19 protein-coding genes are annotated in these 19,244 nt (G+C 69.2%); 4 read left to right on the forward strand and 15 right to left on the reverse strand.

Features of this window, described 5'->3' with window-relative positions; genetic code table 11:
* Positions 1–139: 139 nt before the first annotated feature.
* From ACZ4RZ_RS31690 to ACZ4RZ_RS31710, 5 genes are all read right to left on the reverse strand, one after another.
* Positions 140–1,843 carry a bifunctional uroporphyrinogen-III C-methyltransferase/uroporphyrinogen-III synthase gene (locus tag ACZ4RZ_RS31690; RefSeq protein ID WP_467749768.1) on the reverse strand — a complete coding sequence of 568 codons (1,704 nt, stop codon included), beginning with the start codon at positions 1,841–1,843 and terminating at the stop codon, positions 140–142.
* On the reverse strand, positions 1,840–2,799 hold the full coding sequence (hemC, locus tag ACZ4RZ_RS31695; protein ID WP_467749769.1) for a hydroxymethylbilane synthase: 960 nt from the start codon (positions 2,797–2,799) through the stop codon (positions 1,840–1,842). Before hemC ends, ACZ4RZ_RS31690 begins: the two co-directional genes overlap by 4 nt.
* Positions 2,796–4,565 (reverse strand): glutamyl-tRNA reductase, encoded by a 1,770-nt coding sequence (locus ACZ4RZ_RS31700; protein WP_467749771.1) that lies wholly within the window; start codon positions 4,563–4,565, stop codon positions 2,796–2,798. The genes hemC and ACZ4RZ_RS31700 overlap by 4 nt, the downstream gene beginning before the upstream one ends.
* Positions 4,562–5,320: a redox-sensing transcriptional repressor Rex gene (locus ACZ4RZ_RS31705; RefSeq protein ID WP_467749773.1), complete on the reverse strand. Its 759-nt coding sequence runs from the start codon at positions 5,318–5,320 to the stop codon at positions 4,562–4,564. The genes ACZ4RZ_RS31700 and ACZ4RZ_RS31705 overlap by 4 nt, the downstream gene beginning before the upstream one ends.
* 331 nt (positions 5,321–5,651) lie before the next feature.
* Positions 5,652–5,951 carry a glutaredoxin family protein gene (locus tag ACZ4RZ_RS31710; RefSeq protein ID WP_467749774.1) on the reverse strand — a complete coding sequence of 100 codons (300 nt, stop codon included), beginning with the start codon at positions 5,949–5,951 and terminating at the stop codon, positions 5,652–5,654.
* Between the two features lie 174 nt (positions 5,952–6,125).
* Between ACZ4RZ_RS31710 and ACZ4RZ_RS31715 the strand changes: the two genes are divergently transcribed.
* The 3 genes from ACZ4RZ_RS31715 to ACZ4RZ_RS31725 all read left to right on the forward strand — a co-directional run bounded on the left by ACZ4RZ_RS31715 (position 6,126) and on the right by ACZ4RZ_RS31725 (position 10,356).
* Entirely contained in the window at positions 6,126–7,070 is a 945-nt protein-coding gene (locus ACZ4RZ_RS31715; RefSeq protein WP_467749776.1) for an HAD family hydrolase, read from the forward strand.
* Positions 7,071–8,073: 1,003 nt separating this feature from the next.
* Positions 8,074–8,844, forward strand: a complete 771-nt coding sequence (locus tag ACZ4RZ_RS31720) for an ECF subfamily RNA polymerase sigma factor, BldN family (RefSeq protein ID WP_189190642.1) — start codon at positions 8,074–8,076, stop codon at positions 8,842–8,844.
* Between the two features lie 288 nt (positions 8,845–9,132).
* Positions 9,133–10,356, forward strand: a complete 1,224-nt coding sequence (locus ACZ4RZ_RS31725; RefSeq protein WP_467749777.1) for a DUF5667 domain-containing protein — start codon at positions 9,133–9,135, stop codon at positions 10,354–10,356.
* A gap of 94 nt (positions 10,357–10,450) precedes the next feature.
* On the opposite strand, the gene ACZ4RZ_RS31730 is transcribed toward ACZ4RZ_RS31725, so the two are convergent.
* The 6 genes from ACZ4RZ_RS31730 to ACZ4RZ_RS31755 form a co-directional block, all read right to left on the reverse strand.
* Positions 10,451–11,506 (reverse strand): lysophospholipid acyltransferase family protein, encoded by a 1,056-nt coding sequence (locus ACZ4RZ_RS31730; protein WP_467749778.1) that lies wholly within the window; start codon positions 11,504–11,506, stop codon positions 10,451–10,453.
* Between the two features lie 14 nt (positions 11,507–11,520).
* A complete protein-coding gene (locus tag ACZ4RZ_RS31735; RefSeq protein WP_467749780.1) occupies positions 11,521–12,582 on the reverse strand; it encodes an NAD-dependent epimerase/dehydratase family protein in 1,062 nt (353 codons plus the stop codon).
* Between the two features lie 300 nt (positions 12,583–12,882).
* Positions 12,883–12,981, reverse strand: coding sequence for a 30S ribosomal protein bS22 (locus tag ACZ4RZ_RS31740; protein ID WP_003948845.1), 99 nt, complete (start codon positions 12,979–12,981; stop codon positions 12,883–12,885).
* Between the two features lie 142 nt (positions 12,982–13,123).
* Entirely contained in the window at positions 13,124–13,336 is a 213-nt protein-coding gene (locus ACZ4RZ_RS31745; protein WP_004984898.1) for a helix-turn-helix domain-containing protein, read from the reverse strand.
* A 129-nt stretch (positions 13,337–13,465) separates the two neighbouring features.
* Complete coding sequence (locus ACZ4RZ_RS31750) at positions 13,466–14,281, reverse strand: phosphatase (protein WP_467749782.1); 816 nt, start codon at positions 14,279–14,281, stop codon at positions 13,466–13,468.
* Positions 14,282–14,451: 170 nt separating this feature from the next.
* Entirely contained in the window at positions 14,452–14,616 is a 165-nt protein-coding gene (locus ACZ4RZ_RS31755; protein WP_467749783.1) for a hypothetical protein, read from the reverse strand.
* A 15-nt stretch (positions 14,617–14,631) separates the two neighbouring features.
* Between ACZ4RZ_RS31755 and ACZ4RZ_RS31760 the strand changes: the two genes are divergently transcribed.
* Positions 14,632–15,069 carry a hypothetical protein gene (locus tag ACZ4RZ_RS31760; protein WP_467749784.1) on the forward strand — a complete coding sequence of 146 codons (438 nt, stop codon included), beginning with the start codon at positions 14,632–14,634 and terminating at the stop codon, positions 15,067–15,069.
* A gap of 148 nt (positions 15,070–15,217) precedes the next feature.
* On the opposite strand, the gene ACZ4RZ_RS31765 is transcribed toward ACZ4RZ_RS31760, so the two are convergent.
* The 4 genes from ACZ4RZ_RS31765 to ACZ4RZ_RS31780 form a co-directional block, all read right to left on the reverse strand.
* Positions 15,218–16,390 carry an acetoin utilization protein AcuC gene (locus ACZ4RZ_RS31765; protein ID WP_467749786.1) on the reverse strand — a complete coding sequence of 391 codons (1,173 nt, stop codon included), beginning with the start codon at positions 16,388–16,390 and terminating at the stop codon, positions 15,218–15,220.
* A complete protein-coding gene (locus ACZ4RZ_RS31770; protein ID WP_467749787.1) occupies positions 16,341–17,549 on the reverse strand; it encodes an MFS transporter in 1,209 nt (402 codons plus the stop codon). The genes ACZ4RZ_RS31765 and ACZ4RZ_RS31770 overlap by 50 nt, the downstream gene beginning before the upstream one ends.
* Before the next feature lie 89 nt (positions 17,550–17,638).
* A complete protein-coding gene (locus ACZ4RZ_RS31775) occupies positions 17,639–18,292 on the reverse strand; it encodes a VC0807 family protein (protein WP_467749815.1) in 654 nt (217 codons plus the stop codon).
* Positions 18,293–18,492: 200 nt separating this feature from the next.
* Positions 18,493–19,137 carry an HAD family hydrolase gene (locus tag ACZ4RZ_RS31780; protein WP_467749789.1) on the reverse strand — a complete coding sequence of 215 codons (645 nt, stop codon included), beginning with the start codon at positions 19,135–19,137 and terminating at the stop codon, positions 18,493–18,495.
* Positions 19,138–19,244 lie beyond the last annotated feature (107 nt).

The following is a 19,244-nucleotide window of genomic DNA, read 5'->3' on the forward strand; positions in this document are numbered from 1 at the left end:
TTCCGCCTCCCCCGCACTACCGGGTAAGATCTCCCCCCCCACACCCCAAAACCCCCCACCGGTCCGCAGCCGAAAGGCTGGTACGGGATGGGCAGGGGCGGAGGGGGCGAAAACCACCCCACCCCAGCCCCCACGGGCGCTAAGTGGTCCGGCGCCGCCGGGACCCCGGCCTGCGCTCACTGGGCCGGGTCACAGGATCCCCCGCCTCCACCGCGGCAGCCCGCCGCCGAAGCCCGAAGTCCGCCAACGCCTCGGCCAACTTGTGCACAGAAGGCTCCGGAGCCATGACATCCACCCGCAGCCCATGCTCCTCGGCGGTCTTCGCGGTGGCGGGCCCGATACACGCGATCACCGTCACGTTGTGCGGCTTTCCGGCGATACCCACCAGGTTCCGCACAGTCGACGACGACGTGAAGAGCACGGCGTCGAAACCGCCCCCCTTGATCGCCTCCCGCGTCTCCGCCGGCGGCGGCGAGGCACGCACGGTCCGGTAGGCCGTGACGTCGTCGACCTCCCAGCCCAGCTCGATGAGCCCGGCGACCAACGTCTCCGTGGCGATGTCGGCACGCGGCAGGAACACCCGGTCGATCGGGTCGAAGACGGGGTCGTACGGCGGCCAGTCCTCGAGAAGACCGGCGGCCGACTGCTCCCCCGAAGGGACGAGGTCCGGCTTCACGCCGAAGGCGACCAGCGCCTTCGCCGTCTGCTCCCCCACCGCCGCGACCTTGATCCCGGCAAACGCACGGGCATCGAGCCCGTACTCCTCGAACTTCTCCCGCACGGCCTTGACCGCGTTCACCGAGGTGAAGGCGATCCACTCGTACCGGCCGGTGACGAGTCCCTTGACCGCGCGCTCCATCTGCTGGGGCGTGCGCGGCGGTTCGACGGCGATCGTCGGCACCTCGTGCGGCACGGCCCCGTACGACCGCAGCTGGTCGGAGAGCGAAGCCGCCTGCTCCTTCGTACGCGGCACGAGCACCTTCCAGCCGAACAGCGGCTTGGACTCGAACCACGACAACTGGTCGCGCTGGGCGGCTGCGGAACGCTCACCGACCACGGCTATCACCGGTCGGCCGCCGTCCGGGGACGGCAGCACCTTCGCCTGCTTCAGCGTCTGCGCGATGGTGCCGAGGGTGGCCGCCCAGGTGCGCTGGCGCGTGGTCGTACCCGCGATCGTCACTGTCATCGGGGTGTCGGGCTTGCGCCCGGCCGCGACCAGCTCACCCGCGGCCGAAGCCACCGAGTCGAGCGTCGCGGACACCACGACCGTGCCGTCCGACGCCCCGACCTCGGTCCAGCACCGGTCGGAGGCCGTCCGCGCGTCGACGAACCGCACGTCCGCGCCCTGCGCGTCACGCAGCGGCACACCCGCGTACGCGGGCACACCGACGGCGGCCGCGATACCGGGCACCACCTCGAACGGAACACCCGCGGCGGCGCAGGCGAGCATTTCCTCGGCGGCGTACGTATCAAGTCCCGGGTCCCCGGACACCGCACGTACGACCCGCTTGCCGCCCCGCGCGGCCTCCATGACAAGATTGGCGGCGTCCCTCGACGCGGGGTCACCAACTGTTGTTGACGTGCCGTCAACAACCGTCAGCTGAGGCGTGCCTGTGCCCAAGTACGGGTCCGAAGAAGTGTCCGGATCCGTGTTCAGGACGGCGACGCCTTGTCTGGCATGCACACGGACCACGTCGAGCACCTCGTGCTCGGCGACGAGGACGTCCGCGTTCGCCAGCGCCTCGACGGCGCGCAGTGTCAGTAGTCCTGGATCTCCGGGTCCGGCACCGAGGAAGGTGACGTGCCCGTGCTCCGGACCGGCGGGAAGGTTGGTGGGGCTCAAAGTGCTCGCTCCCCCATCAGACCGGCCGCGCCCTTGGCAAGCATCTCGGCGGCGAGTTCACGGCCGAGCGCCATTGCTTGGTCGTACGTCTCGGGCACGGGACCGGTGGTGGACAACTGCACCAGCGTCGAGCCGTCGGTCGTGCCGACGACGCCGCGCAGGCGCATTTCCTTGACAATCTGCCCGTCGGCCAGCAGGTCGGCGAGCGCACCCACGGGTGCGCTGCAGCCGGCCTCCAGGGCGGCCAGCAGAGATCGCTCGGCGGTCACGGCGACCCGGGTGAACGGGTCGTCGAGCTCTCCGAGCGCGGCGATGAGGTCCGCGTTGTCCGCGGCACACTCGATCGCGAGGGCCCCCTGGCCGGGGGCGGGCAAAACGGTGTCGACCGACAGGAAGTCGGTCACCTCGTCGATGCGGCCGATCCGGCTGAGTCCGGCGGCGGCGAGCACGACGGCGTCGAGCTCCCCGCTGCGTACGTATCCGATCCGGGTGTCGACGTTCCCCCGGATCGCGACCGTCTCGATCGTCATCCCGTGATTGCGCGCATACGCGTTCAGCTGGGCCATGCGGCGCGGCGAACCGGTGCCGATGCGCGCACCGTCGGGAAGCTGGGCGAAGGCGAGTCCGTCGCGGGCGACGAGCACGTCACGCGGGTCCTCGCGCTCCGGTACGGCGGCCAGCGCGAGGTCGTCGGGCTGCGCGGTCGGCAGGTCCTTCAGCGAATGCACCGCGAAGTCGACCTCGCCGCGCAGCAGCGCGTCGCGCAGCGCGGTCACGAAGACACCCGTGCCGCCGATCTGCGCGAGGTTCTCGCGGGAGGTGTCCCCGTACGTCGTGATCTCAACGAGCTCGACGGGCCGTCCGGTCACCCGGCTCACGGCGTCCGCCACCTGCCCGGACTGGGCCATGGCGAGTTTGCTGCGCCTGGTCCCCAGCCTCAGTGGGTGCTCACTCATGCTCGCCCTCGGTTCTTGGCGTTCTCGGTGTTGTTCTCGGCCCGCGAGACGGAGGCGACCGTCTCGGGGTCCAGGTCGAACAGGGTGCGCAGCGCGTCCGCGTACCCGGCACCGCCGGGCTCGGCGGCCAGCTGCTTGACCCGTACGGTCGGCGCGTGCAGCAGCTTGTCCACGACGCGCCGCACGGTCTGGGTGATCTCGCCCCGCTGCTTGTCGTCGAGGTCGGGCAGCCGTCCGTCGAGCCGCGCGATCTCGCTCGCGACGAGGTCGGCGGCCATGGTGCGCAGCGCGACGACGGTGGGGGTGATGTGCGCGGCCCGCAGGGCGGCGCTGAAGGCGGCGACCTCGTCGGAGACGATCCTGCGCACCTGGTCCACATCGGCGGCCATCGGCGCGTCGGCGGACGCCTCGGCCAGCGACTCGATGTCGACGAGCCGCACCCCGAGCAGCCGGTGCACGGCCGCGTCGATGTCGCGGGGCATCGCGAGGTCGAGCAGCGCGAGCACGGGCGCGGGCCGCGGGGCCTCGACGACGGGCTCGGGCCTGCGGCGCTCGGGGACGCGCCCGACGGTGGCGGCCGCGGCCGCGAGCGCCGCGATGGCGTCCGCGTCGGCCTCCGGGTCGAGCACGGTGGCGGAACCCGCGGCCGGGCGCTGCGCGCGGCCCGCCGCGTCGCCCTTGTCCACCCACGCCGCGTGCTGTTCCAGCTCCGCCGCGGCCATGCCGGCCACGGCCGCCTCACCGAGCACCGAGAAGCCGGCCGTGCCCTGCACGGCGGACAGGTCGAGAGGGCAGCCCTCTTCGGTGCCGACGCTCGTGGGCGCGAGCTGAGCGTTCTGGGGTACGGCCGCGGGCGACGCCGTACGGCCGGAGTCGGCGCCCGCGGCCGCGGGCTCCCCCGTGCGTCCCTCGACGGCGGCCGCGACGGACTCGGCCGTCAGGACGAGTCCCGTGGCGCCGGTGCAGGAGACAGCGATGTCGGCACGTGTCAGCTCGACCGGTACCGAGTCCATCGGTACCGCGCGGGCCAGCACGTCCGTGCCGTCGCCGTCGGTGAGGCGTTGTCCGTATTGCTCTTCGAGCAGGAGGGCGAGGCGCTCCGCGCGGTCGAGCGTGCGGTTGGCGATGACGATCTCGGCGACCCCTGCGCGCGCGAGCGTCGCGGCGGCCAGGGACGACATGGAGCCGGCGCCGATGACCAGGGCCCGCTTGCCCGCGACCCAGGCGTCGACGGCGGCGCCCGAGGACAGCTGCTCCAGGCCGAAGGTCACCAGGGACTGCCCTGCGCGGTCGATGCCGGTCTCGGAGTGGGCGCGCTTGCCGACCCGCAGCGCCTGCTGGAACAGGTCGTTCAGCAGGCGGCCCGCCGTGTGCAGCTCCTGGGTGGTGGCGAGCGCGTCCTTGATCTGGCCGAGGACCTGGCCCTCGCCCACGACCATCGAGTCGAGCCCGCAGGCCACCGAGAAGAGGTGGTGGACCGCCCGGTCCTCGTAGTGCACGTACAAGTAAGGAGTGAGCTCTTCGAGCCCGACCCCGCTGTGCTGGGCGAGCAGCGTGGACAGCTCGGCGACGCCCGCGTGGAACTTGTCCACGTCGGCGTACAGCTCGATGCGGTTGCAGGTGGCGAGCACCGCGGCCTCGGTGGCCGGCTCGGCGGCGACCGTGTCCTGCAACAGCTTGACCTGGGCGTCCGCGGACAGCGCGGCCCGCTCCAGGACACTGACCGGAGCGCTGCGGTGGCTCAGCCCGACGACGAGGAGACTCATGCCGGCATCACGGCGGGGACGTCCCCGTCAGGCCCTTTGCGGTTGTTCTCCTGGGCGGCCTGGACCGCGGCGCCCGCCTGGGCCTCGGCCTCCTCGCCGGCCTTGCGCTGCTCGTGGAAGGCGAGGATCTGCAGCTCGATGGAGAGATCGACCTTGCGTACGTCGACGCCGTCCGGGACGGACAGCACGGTCGGCGCGAAGTTGAGGATGGAGGTGACCCCGGCGGCGACCAGGCGGTCGCAGACCTGCTGGGCGACGCCCGGCGGGGTGGTGATGACCCCGATGGACACGCCGCTCTCGTCGATGATCTTCTCCAGGCCGTCGCTGTGCTGCACGGCGATCCCGGCGACCTGCTTGCCGGCCATCTCGGGATCGGCGTCGATCAGCGCGGCGACCCGGAAACCACGGGACGCGAACCCTCCGTAATTGGCCAGCGCGGCGCCGAGATTACCGATACCGACGATCACAACCGGCCAGTCCTGGGTCAGGCCCAGTTCGCGGGAGATCTGGTACACGAGATACTCGACGTCGTACCCCACACCACGCGTCCCGTAGGAGCCGAGGTAGGAGAAATCCTTGCGCAGCTTCGCGGAATTGACCCCCGCCGCGGCCGCGAGCTCCTCGGAGGAGACCGTGGGTACCGAGCGCTCCGACAATGCGGTGAGGGCTCGGAGGTACAGCGGAAGCCGGGCGACGGTGGCCTCGGGAATCCCTCGGCTGCGGGTCGCCGGTCGGTGAGTTCGGCCAGTTGCCACGGTGCTCCTGCGGGTAGAGCGGGGCTGCAGGCGGTCACACGTACCTAGACCGCCCCGTCGAATGCAGGCTATGTCTTTGTGAACGCGTGCACAAAGATGGTGTCCGATTTGCCCGGCCAACGTGACCGGGGTCACGCATGCCCGGCGCGCGCGTATGGAACCGGCGCACGGACAGCTTCGTTCCGCACCTGAAGGGGGCAAAGCCGCACACTCTCCTCAACGAATCCCGCCCCCGAGACCAATCGCCGTCGATCCTAGGCGACTATCCGGACCACTTGGACTACTCAGTCAGGTCACATCAGGGCCACGATGAGCGTTCCCCTCACGGATTTCACTGTGTGAGGGCTTTGCGAAGGCGTTCCTCGTTCACGCGCCAGAAGGTGTGCTGGGCGCCGTCCACCAGCACGACCGGGATCTGTTCCCAGTACTCGCGGTGCAGTTCCTCGTCCTGAGTGATGTCCTTGTGCTCCCAGGGCACCCCGAGATCACCACACACCTTCTCGATCACTTCCTGTGCGTCATCGCACAGGTGGCACCCGGGCTTCCTGATCAGCGTGACCAGCCGCTCGCCCGGAGCCTTCTTCTCGGTACGACGCCCACCGCGCCGGAACATGGAACTCATACCGGCCATTCTCGCGCCACCGCGCCGCACGGGACCTCCGTCGGCTCTTAACGCGACAACCCGCCCTCGTACTGGCCCGACGCGCCGTCCGGATCGCATCTTTAACGGCTCGGTCGCGGAGAGTTCACAGCGCCGAATCCTCTCGACTCCGGAAGCGCCGAACAGACTGGCTATGCTCACGACATGGCCGCTCTCGGATGGCTCACTCCCCGTAGGCGCTCCGCCACCGCGCGGAGCGTGTTGGCAGGCGAGGCCTCGGCGGAGGCAGCGCGCAAGTCCTCGCAGGAACTGGAGGATCTCGCGAACGAAGCCGCGCCGGATGTCTCCGTCGAGGAACCGGATTTCCCGGTGCTCGGCGACGACAAGGCCGCCGCGTTCTTCGATCTCGACAACACCGTGATGCAAGGTGCTGCCCTCTTCCACTTCGGCCGAGGCCTGTACAAGCGGAAGTTCTTCGAGACGCGCGACCTCGCCCGATTCGCCTGGCAGCAGGCGTGGTTCAGGCTGGCCGGGGTCGAGGACCCCGAGCACATGCAGGACGCGCGCGACTCCGCGCTGTCGATCGTCAAGGGGCATCGGGTCTCGGAGCTGATGTCGATCGGCGAGGAGATCTACGACGAGTACATGGCCGAGCGGATCTGGCCGGGTACACGGGCGTTGGCGCAGGCGCATCTCGATGCGGGCCAGAAGGTGTGGCTGGTCACGGCGGCCCCGGTCGAGATCGCCACGGTGATCGCCCGCCGCCTGGGCCTGACCGGAGCCCTCGGCACGGTCGCGGAGTCGGTGGACGGCGTCTACACGGGCAAGCTGGTGGGCGAACCGTTGCACGGGCCGGCGAAGGCGGAGGCGGTGCGTGCGCTGGCCGCGGCGGAGGGGCTGGATCTCTCCCGCTGCGCGGCGTACAGCGACTCCCACAACGACATCCCGATGCTCTCGCTGGTCGGCCACCCCTACGCCATCAACCCCGACACGAAGCTCCGCAAGCACGCCCGCACCTTCGAGTGGCGCCTGCGCGACTACCGCAAGGCGCGCAAGGCCGCGAAGGTCGGCATTCCGGCGGCGGCCGGGGTCGGCGCGGTGGCGGGCGGCACGGCGGCCGCGATCGCCCTGCACCGCAGGCGCCGCTGACGCCGCGCTCCTCGCTTTCCGCCGGTGGGTGGTTTCGCCGTTCCGTCGGTGGGTGTTTCCTCGTTCCGCCGGTGGGTGGTTCCGCCTTTCCGCCGGTGGGTGGTTCCGCCTTTCCGCCGGTGGGTGGGTCGGGGCCGTGCCGGTACATCCGCCCCGTCGCCGGTGGCAGATCGCTTGGCTTTCATGGCTCTGCCTGTTGGCAACCACGTAAGCGACGGGGCATGTGATGTACCGGCACGGCCCCTTCCGTGGTCTGGCGACTGCGGGTGCGTGGGGGCGTACGTCCGCAATGGCAGCCCCATGAGACGTGCATGAGCGAGTGCGGGTGCGTGGGGGCGTGCGTCCGCAACGGCAGCTCCATGGGAGTTGCATGGGCACCTGCGGGTCCGTGGGGAGCGTGCCCGCAACTGCGGCTCCATGGGGCGTGCACGGGCGACTGCGGGTCCGTGGCGGCCCAACTCCGTCGATGCGTGCGTCGCAGCTGCGGGTTCGTGGGAACGTGCGTCCGCGACTGCGCGTGCGTCCCACCTGCCCCGTCTGCCCCCTCCACCCCGGTCGGCAAGTCCTCAGCCCGTCCGGCGTTTGAGGACGTGGCCGTCAAGGCCGATACGGGGGTCTGGGGGCGGAGCCCTCAGGTACGGGTCGGGTAGGGGCGGAGGGGGCGAATACCGCTTGGAGCTCGGCCGGAGCGGTGAGGCGGAGGCAATCACGGGGTCCTACCCGCCCAACGCCCCCGCCAGTCCCGATAACCACAGACGGCCACAACACGCCCCGCACTCAAACGGAACACGGACTAATTCGATCAACAATCGGTCACTGTCCGGTACTTGAAGAGGCGTCAATCAGTAACGGAAGCGACGTAATCGACGATTTGAGCAACTGGGTGTAGCGCTGCCTGTACGAAGCGTTATTCTCCTCAGACGCAAACCGGTACCCCTCCGTCGCTACGACGGGTGAACGGTCCCGCACTGCACGTGATGGAAGCTCTGCCTCTGGGAGTCCCGTGTACTCACACGTCGGGGTTGACGCCTCGGGCCTGGCTACGCTGCGCGCAACGGTCCTGGACCGTCTGCGCGGCTTCGTCCCCACCGCGTACGCCGTCCCCGCCTTCGCCGTCCCCGCGCCCGTCGGCCCCTGCTACGCCCTGGCCGACGGCAACGCGGCGGTCGGCAGACGGGGCCGCTCGGGCTCAACCACCACCGCACGCCGCCCGGCCGCAGACAGTGACAGCGCCCGGATGATGGACCTCGTGGAGCGCGCTCAGGCCGGCGAGGCCGACGCCTTCGGACGTCTCTACGACCAGTACAGCGACACGGTCTATCGGTACATCTATTACCGGGTGGGGGGTAAGGCGACCGCGGAGGACCTGACGAGTGAGACCTTTCTGCGGGCGTTGCGACGGATCGGCACCTTCACCTGGCAGGGCCGCGACTTCGGCGCCTGGCTGGTCACCATCGCCCGCAATCTCGTCGCGGATCATTTCAAGTCCAGCCGCTTCCGGCTGGAGGTGACGACCGGGGAGATGCTCGACGCCAACGAGGTCGAGCGCTCCCCCGAGGACTCCGTCCTGGAGTCCCTGTCGAACGCGGCGCTGCTGGACGCCGTTCGGCGGCTCAATCCCCAGCAGCAGGAGTGCGTGACGCTCCGGTTCCTCCAGGGGCTCTCGGTCGCCGAGACCGCCCGCGTGATGGGTAAGAACGAGGGCGCCATCAAGACCCTCCAGTACCGGGCCGTGCGCACCCTCGCCCGGCTCCTTCCGGACGACGCCCGCTGAGCACCCGCTGAGCACCCGTTGAGAAACGTCCATAACGCGCACGATCCCCGTACGACTCCATACGCTCGGCGACGCTCAACTCACCTTCTGTAAAAGTCCGTTGACTTCGCGGTCCGATCATCCGTCGTCCGTAACCCAAGTGCCGCGACGCTCGTTGTGCGGGATACAGGCTCCCTGTGGTCACGCCCTGGCCAGCACCGATCACTCGATCGTGTGGATCTGGTCAGGGAGTGCAACCCTCAGGACCCCCTGGGGAGTCGACCGTCATGACGAGAGGAGGTGCCGCCAGTGATCGCGAACGTATCGGCACACCGGCGGGCGAACGCCTTCGCCCAGGCCCTGGAGGAGCAGTCCGACCAGGGCACGGCGGCCGAGCAGCCCGATGGATCGGCACCGTCCCAGGCTGCGTCGGAACAGACCGAGCGGGGCCTGCTGTTGGCCCTCGCCACCGGTCTCGGCGAGCTGCCCAAGCCGGAGCTGGACCCCGAGGTCAAGGTCGTGCAGCGAGCGCAGCTCGTCGCCGCGATGGAGGCCATGCTGCTGGAGGGCACCGCCGCCGGAGGCGATGGTTTGGACCCTGCGGTCCCCGAGCAACGGTCCCATCGGGCCAGGGGCGCGCACCGGGCGAGTGGGCTGGGCAAACTGCGACCGCGGTCCCGGCTGTCGAAGGGCCTCGCCGCGGGCGGGCTCACCGTGGGTGTGGCCGCGGGAGCCTTCGGCGGCGTGGCCGCTGCCAGCTCCGACGCCCTGCCCGGTGACTCGCTCTACGGGCTCAAGCGAGGCATGGAGGACATCAAACTGGGCCTGGCCCACGGCAACAGTGACCGGGGCGAGCTCTACCTCGACCAGGCCTCGACCCGGCTGAGCGAGGCGCGTCGGCTGATGGAGCGCGGCCGCTCGGGGCAGCTCGACCACGAGTCCCTGGGCGAGATCCGCCGTACCCTGTCGGGCATGCAGCACGACGCCTCGGAGGGCCACCGCCTGCTGCACGAGGCGTACGAACGGGACGGCTCACTGGGCCCCATCCAGGCCCTGTCCGCCTTCTCCCAGTCGCATCGCGAGGCCTGGGGCGCGCTGCGCGACCGGCTGCCCGTGCAGCTCGGCGACGTCAGTGACCAGGTGTCGTCGGTCTTCGACGCCATAGACGAAGAGGTCGGCCCGCTGCGCTCGCTGCTCCCGCCGTCCCCCTCCACGGAGGGCACCGGCCGCCATCGGGGCAGGAGCGAGGAGTCCGCCGGCACGTCCGGTACGAACGGTTCGGCGCCCAGCGCCACCAGCAGCTCCTCCACCGGCAGCCACAGCAGCGGCAAGCCCAAGCCCTCCAGCTCGGGCAGCAGCGGCGGTCTGCTCGGAGGCACCACGGGCGGTCTCCTGGACCCGCCCAAGGACGCCACCAGCTCGTCCCCGTCCAGCAGCAAGAGCGCGTCGGCCGGTCAGCCCGACGTCACACTGCCGCCCCTGCTGCCCGGCCTCCTGCCGGGGCTGGGCATCGACAGCGAGGACAGCAACTAGCGACTCGACTCCGGTACGACGGTGGGGGCGCCCTTCTCGAGAAGGGCGCCCCCACCGTCGTACCGGCATGCTCAGAAGAAACGTATAGGCATGATCAGAAGAACACCGACCTGCGCTGCACCAGCAGCTTGTACAGCGTGTGCTGGATCTGCTCCCTGACCTGGTCCGTCAGGTTGAACATCAGCATCGGGTCCTCGGCCGCCTCCGGCGGATAACCGTCCGTGGGGATCGGCTCGCCGAACTGGATCGTCCACTTCGTGGGGAGCGGGACGGCACCGAGCGGGCCGAGCCACGGGAAGGTCGGGGTGATCGGGAAGTACGGGAAGCCGAGAAGGCGCGCGAGGGTCTTCGCGTTGCCGATCATCGGGTAGATCTCCTCCGCGCCGACGATCGAGCACGGGATGATCGGGGTGCCCTGGCGCAGCGCGGTGGAGACGAAGCCGCCGCGGCCGAAGCGCTGGAGTTTGTAGCGCTCGCTGAACGGCTTGCCGATGCCCTTGAAGCCCTCGGGCATCACGCCGACCAGTTCGCCGCGCTCCAAGAGCCGTTCGGCGTCCTCCGCGCAGGCAAGCGTGTGACCGGCCTTGCGAGCCAGCTCGTTGACGATCGGCAGCATGAAGACCAGGTCGGCGGCGAGGAGGCGCAGATGACGGCCCGCCGGGTGGTTGTCGTGGACGGCGACCTGCATCATCAGGCCGTCCAGCGGCAGCGTCCCGGAGTGGTTGGCGACGATCAGTGCCCCGCCCTCGGACGGGATGTTCTCGATGCCCTTCACCTCGACGCGGAAGTACTTCTCGTACAGCGGCCGGATCAGGGACATCAGGACCTGGTCGGTGAGCTCGGCGTCGTAGCCGAAGTCGTCGATCTCGTAGTCGCCCGTCAGGCGTCGGCGCAGGAAGGCCAGGCCGCCGGCGATACGCCGCTCCAGGCCGCCGCCCGGGCTCTCCTGCGGCTTCTGGGGCGGCTGTTCCTCACGCGTCACGGGAACATCATCCTGCTGGACGGCCCGCCCGGGCAGGGGCTGTACCTCACGTACCACCACGGGATCGCCCTTGCGCCGGCTCCCCGCACTCCGTCGCCGCGGCGGGCGCTGCACAGCACCCCCGCGCGACCGGTCGTCGTCGAACGGAATGACCTTGGCGTCCGCCATCGTTGATGCGCTCCTCAGTTGGCGCTCTGCGTCGGGGGGTGGCCGCCGCCCAGGTAGGGCAGCGCGGCGATCCGGTCGACGGCCCCCGCAAGGGCCTCGGGGGGCAGGAGTCCGGGCCCCCGGCTGCGGGCGAAGTCCGCGAAGGTCTCCGCCGTCCTGTACTTCGGCTTGTACCCCAGCGTCTCGCGCATCTGGTTCGTGGACACGATCCGACCGTGCGTCAGCAGCCGCAGCTGCTCCGGCGAGAAGTCCGTCACGCCCAGGGTACGCACCGCCGTGCCCGCCCAGCTGAGCGCGGGCAGCAGCAGCGGCACGGTCGGACGGCCCAGGCGCCGCGCGCACTGGGAGAGCAGCAGGACGCCGTCTCCGGCGATGTTGAACGTCCCGCTGTTGAGTGTCCCGCGCTCCGGTTCGTGCGAGGCGATCCGCAGCACCTCGATGACGTCGTCCTCGTGCACGAACTGCAGCCGGGGGTCGTAGCCGAACACGGTCGGCAGCACGGGCAGTGAGAAGTACGAGGCCAGCGGCGAGTCCGCGCTCGGCCCCAGGATGTTCGCGAACCGCAGCACACACACGGCGACGTCGGGCCTGCGCCGCGCGAAGCCGCGTACGTAACCCTCGACCTCCACCGTGTCCTTCGCGAAGCCGCCGCTGGGCAGCGACTTGGGCGGAGTGGTCTCGGTGAAGACGGCGGGGTCTCGGGGCGCGGAGCCGTAGACGTTCGTACTGGACTTCACGACGAGCCGCTTGACCGTCGGGGACTTCTGGCAGGCACCCAGCAACTGCATGGTGCCGATGACGTTGGTCTCCTTGACCGTGGTCCGGCTGCCGCTGCCCAGCGCCGTGCCCGTCACATCCATGTGAACGACCGTGTCGACGGAGTGCTCGGCGAGCACCCGCGCGATGGTGGGCTGCCGGATGTCGGCCTGGACGAAATCGGCACCGCCCAGATGGTGCTCGGGTGGCACCGCGTCCACGGCAATCACCCGGTCCACCTCCGGGTCACGCTGGATGCGTCGTACGAACCGGCCCCCAAGTTGTCGGGCCACCCCGGTCACGAGCACGACCTTCCCCAAGATCAGCGCCTTCCTTCCAGAACTGGACGTAGCTCCGCTCGCACACTGCCGCGTTCCCCGTGTGCCGCCAACTTAGCGGGTTGATGTTGCGCTGTGATGACCGCCCGATGCACGAAGTGACGACACCCACAGACGTACGACCAGACCAAGCCATTCGGCCTACAGGCGTACGCCCAGTGTTCGCATGGCCGGAAACGATCCGACCCCGGACTCGGCCATGATCTCGGACGTCGCCCCGGATACGACTGTGGCCCCCCACCGACTGGTGGGGGGCCACAGTACGCGCTTCTGCGGCGCCGCTTACTTCTTGTTGCGACGCTGAACGCGAGTGCGCTTGAGCAGCTTGCGGTGCTTCTTCTTCGCCATCCGCTTGCGCCGCTTCTTGATAACAGAGCCCACGACTACCCTCGCTCACTTCTCTTTACTCGGTGCTGGGCTGCATGGGCCCACACGACCTATGAGGGGCCAGCCTACCCGTCCGAGCGCCGAGGTCGTAATCGAGGGGTTCCGGGAGATCTTGAACCGCTCTCCCGGAACACCGTCAGGCTGTCTCCACCCCCACATAGCTCTCGCGGAGGTACTCGTGAACCGCTTGCTCCGGCACCCGGAAGGACCTCCCCACCCGGATCGCCGGCAGATGACCGCTGTGCACCAAGCGGTACACGGTCATCTTCGACACTCGCATCACCGAGGCGACTTCCGCCACGGTCAGGAACTGAACCTCGTTCAGAGGCCTCTCGCCAGCTGCAGCCATGACACACCTGAACCTTCCGCACTCGACGGCCACCGGCTTCCCCTTCCGGTGACACTTCGTCGTTGCGTGCTCACTCCCCAGAGTAGGGGCGGGTGATGCGAGTGGGGAAGAGGAGCTGCCATCGGCCGCCTACTGTGACAGACACGCTCGATTGAGTACATAGCGAGTAAGCGGTCGGTAGTAATCAGACCGCACAGCGTCATCAAGTGGAACGACGACGGACACCCGTCCCTCCGCCTCTCCCACGAAGAGCGCAGGATCGTCCGTATCCGCCAGCCCTATGGCCTCGAACCCCAGCTGACCTGCTCCGCAGACCCATCCGTGGTCCCCGATGACGAGCTCCGGGAGCGGCCCGCCGGACTCCGCGGCGGCGGCCAGAGCGGTCCGAACCGGGAGGGGTGAGTGGGTGTGTGCGCCGGTCGCACGACCGGTGGCCTGCCCGACGGGTTCGCGCACCAGCGCGACACCTTGTACGTAGTCAAGGTTGTACGTGCGTAGGCCGAACCGGGTCGTTATGTCGACACAGCTACCCTGCGCGGGGGTGAGGACGGTACACCCCGCCGCCGACAGCGCGTCCGCCAGCGCGGCGTAGAAACCGATCAGTCGATGCGGATGACCGGTGCCGAGGAGCACGGGGTCACGGTTACGGGCGGCTTCGCCGATCCGCTCCGCAAAGGCGTCGAGAGCCGCCAAGGTCAGCTCAGGATCGATCACATCATGCCCTGATGTGTGCAACGGATCGGCCGAAACCCCGCACTTGTCAGCCATCAACTCGATCAAGTCCCGCTGCCGCCAGGTCCATTCGGGATCAAGCCCGAGCAGTACGCGGGGATCACGGGCGGCGAAGAGCCGATAGCTGCGCAGGCTCTCTTCGCGCGAGGTGGCCACGGGCCCGGCCAACCGGGCGGCCAGAAGGTGTGCACGCAATGCTCCGGTGCTCAACACGTCAGCGATGCTGGCGCATCGGCCACCGCCATACGCCCAAAACACGGAAAATGCCGCACAGTTGGCCTAATGGGTATCCCGGGATGCCGCGAGGTGCCATCGCATCGGCGTGACGCCGATGACAGAACAGTGACAAATGGCCCCACAACCAATGCCGGGACCCCCTGGTCTCACAACACGTGTGCGGCAAGCGCCAGTTGACCGTCGGTGCAGTCAGCACAGTGATCAACACTCACCACACTCACCACATTCAGCACATTCAGCACATTCAGCACGGTAGTCACAGTCACCACAGACATCACAGCCACTACAGACATCGCTGTCATCGCTGTCATCACAGGGGGAACACCATGAAGCCGTCCCGTCGTACGACAACCGCCGCCGCGCTCGCCGTCCTGGCCCTCGGCGGCACCCTCGCCGCGACCACTCCGGCATCCGCCGTCACCACGGCCGCATACAACGGCGCCTGCGGCGCCGGCTACCGGGTCACCGCGTCCACGCCGATCAAGTCCTCGCCGACCAGCGCTATCGGCACCACGTACGTCACGTACAACGTCGGGAACCAGGGGTTCTGCGCCGTGACGGTCCGCAACAACCCGGGCGCCCGGATGTTCATGGAGGTCACCCTCGACACGGACCCCACCAGCGGCAACCCGGCCCGGGACTACGGATCGTTCACCACGTACGCGGGTCCCGTGTACAAGGACCACCCGAAGGCGGGCGAGTGCATGACGTGGAGCGGCTCGATCGACATCTACTACAACTCGGAGACGAGCCTGTGCTACTGACCTCGTCGACCGAGGGTCTACGGCAGTAGGCCCCGCCCGCAGTGTTCCTCGGCCGTGGTCCCCCGCAGTGTTCTTCGGCCGTCGTCCCCGCAGTGTTGTTCGGCCGTGGCCCCCCGCAGCGGCCTACGGAAGAAATCCTCGCAGCGGCCTACGGCAGAAGCCCCCGCAGCGGGTACGCGGCCCGGCGCGTCGCCACGATCGCCTGATCGAGGCGGTCCGCCGGGTCGTACCCCGACTCCCAGTCCTTCCAGGACACGGGCCACCGCCCGTCCGTCATCCGCACCGGCGCCAACTGCCGTGTACGGGCGAAGACTTCCTGCCGCCAGCTCTCCGGAATCACCGTCTCGGGATCGATGGGCCGCCCCGCCGCGATGGCGACGAGATGCGTCCAGGACCGCGGTACGACGTCCACCACGGCGTACCCTCCACCACCGAGGGCGACCCACCGCCCGTCCGCGTACTCGTGCGCCAGTTCGTGACAAGCCACCTGCACGGCCCGCTGCGCGTCTAGCGAGACCGCGAGATGCGCCAGCGGGTCCTCGAAGTGGGTGTCGGCACCGTGCTGGGTGACGAGGACCTGCGGCCGGAAATCGGCGACGAGCTCGGGCACCACCGAGTGGAAGGCGCGCAGCCACCCCGCGTCACCGGTCCCGGCGGGCAGGGCGACATTGACGGCGGAGCCCTCCGCGCTGTCGGCGCCGGTCTCCTCAGGCCACCCGGTCTGCGGAAACAGCGTCCGCGGATGCTCGTGCAGCGAGATCGTCAGAACCCGGGGGTCCTCCCAGAAGGCCGCCTGGACCCCGTCCCCGTGGTGCACATCCACATCCACATACGCGACCCGCTCCGCGCCCAGTTCGAGCAGCCGTGCGATCGCCAGCGAGGCGTCGTTGTAGATGCAGAACCCGGACGCCCCACCGGGCATCGCGTGGTGCAGCCCGCCCGCGAAGTTCACCGCGTGCAGCGCGTCCCCGTGCCACACCGCTTCGGCGGCCCCCACGGACTGCCCGGCGATGAGCGCGGACACCTCGTGCATCCCCGCGAAGGCGGGATCGTCCATGGTTCCGAGCCCATACGACGGGTCGGCGGAATCCGGATCGGCGGACGCGGCCCTGACCGCCTCCACGTAGTCCTCGCGGTGCACGAGCCGCAGCGTCGACTCCCCGGCGGGCTTCGCCGCGACCACGTCGACCTCACGGTCGAGCCCGAAAGCGTCGACCAGTCGCCGGGTCAGCGCGAGCCGGACCGGATCCATCGGGTGCTCCGGACCGAAGTCATAGCCCGTTACTGCCTCGTCCCACATCAGCTGTGCGCGGCCGCTCATGTCCGTCACCGTATCGGTTTGGTTCAGGAGCGAACGACCGGGCGTACCCCAAGGTCACCAGGACGAGCACCATCGGTACGAGCATCGCGCCGCGGTAGCTCCAGGCGTCCCCCAGCGCACCCACCAACGGCGATCCGATCAAGAACCCCACGTAGTTGAAGATGTTGAGCCGCGCGATCGCCGTGTCGGACGAACCCGGGAAGAGCCGCCCCGCCGCCGCGAAGGTCTGCGGCACGATCACGCACAGCCCCAGGCCCAGCAGCGTGAACCCGAGCATCCCCACCCACGCTCCCGGCGCCACCGCCACCACCGCGAACCCGAGCGCCGCGACCACCGCCCCCAGCCGTACGACGGCCACGGCCCCGAACCGCCGTACCCCCAGGTCCCCGACGGCGCGCCCCACCAGAGTCATCACCATGTACACGTTGTACGGAACGGTCGCCAGCTGCTCCGAGCTGCCCAGCACGTCCTGCAGATACTTCGCGCTCCAGTTGGAGACCGTCGAGTCTCCGATGTACGCGAACGTCATCACCAGACAGAGCGGCAGCAGCAGCTTGAAGACGACCGGCCCGGCCCCGGCCGCCTCCTTCGCGTCGGGGGCGCCCCCGTCGACGTACCACCGACTCCCGACGAACGTGGCCGGCAGCAGCAGGAGGACCACCGGCAGGTAGGACACGAACAACGACAGATGCCAGTGCGCCCCCGCCCACGCGAGCGAGGCGCCCACGATCCCGCCGAGGCTGTACGCGGCGTGGAAGCCGAGCATGATGCTGCGCCCGTACGTCCGCTGCAGACTCACCCCGAGCATGTTCATCGAGGCGTCGAGCGCGCCCACCGCCAGCCCGAAGGCGCCGAGGGCCACCGCCAGTTCGACCAGCTGGTCCCCCGCCCCGACCCCGAGCAGCGCCAGGAGCACGACGGGCTGGGACCAGCGCAGCAGGCGGCTCGGCCGTATTCGCTTGACCAGCTGCTCTGTCGTCACGCTTCCGACGCCGGCGAGGATCGGCACGGCGGCCAGGAAGGCGGGCAGCAGCGCGTCGGAGACCCCGTACCGGTCCTGGATGGCCGGAATGCGCGTCACAAGCAGCGCGAAGGTGGCGCCCTGAGCGAAGAAGCTGAACGCCAAAGAGGCCCTACCGCGCCGCAGCACATCTGTCATGGCGGCGAGCGTAGGGCCCTGGCTTACCGGTGGGTAGATCAAGCCGAAGATGAATTTTGCTCAGCTCTACGGCTGGACGGTGGACGGTCCTACCGAGCCAGGTCGGCGAGCTCGTCTTCCAGCATCTTCTCCATCGGACCGGCCGCGAGGCCACCGCTGAAGAGAATGGCCAGGGCGATCGTGGCGACCATGATGACCGTGCCCAGCCAGACCATGGTGTCGATCGGCAGCGTGTACGCGCCCACGATCCGGACCAGGCACTCGCCGAACAGGGCCACGCCCCAGACGAGGGAGAAGGTCCGCTCGAACTTCCGGAACCGCTCGGAGCCGCTGAGCAGCCGCTCCCAGGCAGCGGTCTTCACGGCGTCGCCCTTGGTGATGAACGGCTTGAGCGCCGTCGTCATCATCGGCTTCCCCAGCATCACGGAGACCAGGATGCCGATACCGACCACACTGCTGACCCCGCTGTCCTTGGCCAGCATCAGCCGCGGGTCACCGGCGACCAGGCTGAGCAGCAGCCCGACGACGTTGACGAAGAGGATCAGCGCGGCCAGTCCGTGGAACGTCCGCTCCTTCACCACGCCCCACACGGTCCGCACCGCCGGCACCACGCTGCTCCATCCCAGCGCCGCCATGGTGCTCATCCCGAACGCGCTCTTGAGGAGGTAGTACGACCCCATCGGCACCGCCACGTCCAGAATCAGCGGGAGGAAGCTCTGCCGGACGGCGCTCCCGCCGCCCATGGCGGCGGAAGCCGTGGTCGTATCGGCAGGCGCTTCGACGCTGCTCTCGGTGGCCGTGATGCTCATGATCGGGTCCCTCCGTCGTCACTGTGTACGTCCCGTTTCGATGTACTCAGCTTCGCGGTCGGACCCCGTCCGCCAACAGAAACGATCGTCCGGAGCTCGCCATGACAAATGTCAGTGCCGGGCGATGGACGCCGTCATACGAGCAGGTCGGCCAACTCCCCCATGTCGGAGAAGAGTTGAGTGACCCCGGTGAGCCTGGCCGCGGGCGTCATGGCCGTGAATCCGTACACATCCATCCCGGCAGCGTTCGCCGCCCGCACGCCGAGCGGACTGTCCTCCACGACGACACACTTGTGAGCCGGTACGCCCATCCGCTCGGCCGCATGCAGAAACAGATCCGGCGCCGGCTTGCCGCGCCCCACGTCCTGCGAACTGAAGACGCGGCCCTCGTCGAACCACCGGTCCAGCCCGGTCTTCCGGTGCCCCACCCGAATCCGCTCATGACTCCCGGAAGAGGCCACGCAGTACGGCACCCCGTCCGCGGACAGCTTCTCAAGGACCTGCACGGCACCGGGAACGGGCTCCAACTCCCGCTCAAAAGCCGCGAAGACGCGCCCGTGGAAGACGTCGTCGAAGTCGTCCGGCAGCCGCTTGCCGCTGCGCTCCTGGACGAGCTCGTGAATGCGGTGCATGGCCGACCCCATGTAGTCCCTGAGGGACTCCTCGTACGAGGTTGGGTGCCCGAGCTCGGTGAGATAGGCAGCCAGGATCGTGTTGGAGATCGGCTCGCTGTCCACGAGGACGCCGTCGTTGTCGAAGATCACCAGGTCGTAGCGCATGACTAGACCCTAAACGCAGAAAACCCCCGTACCGGTTTCCCGGTACGGGGGTTTCTCTACAATTAGTTCGGCGGCGTCCTACTCTCCCACAGGGTCCCCCCTGCAGT

Source organism: Streptomyces sp. NPDC027189 (assembly GCF_055566975.1).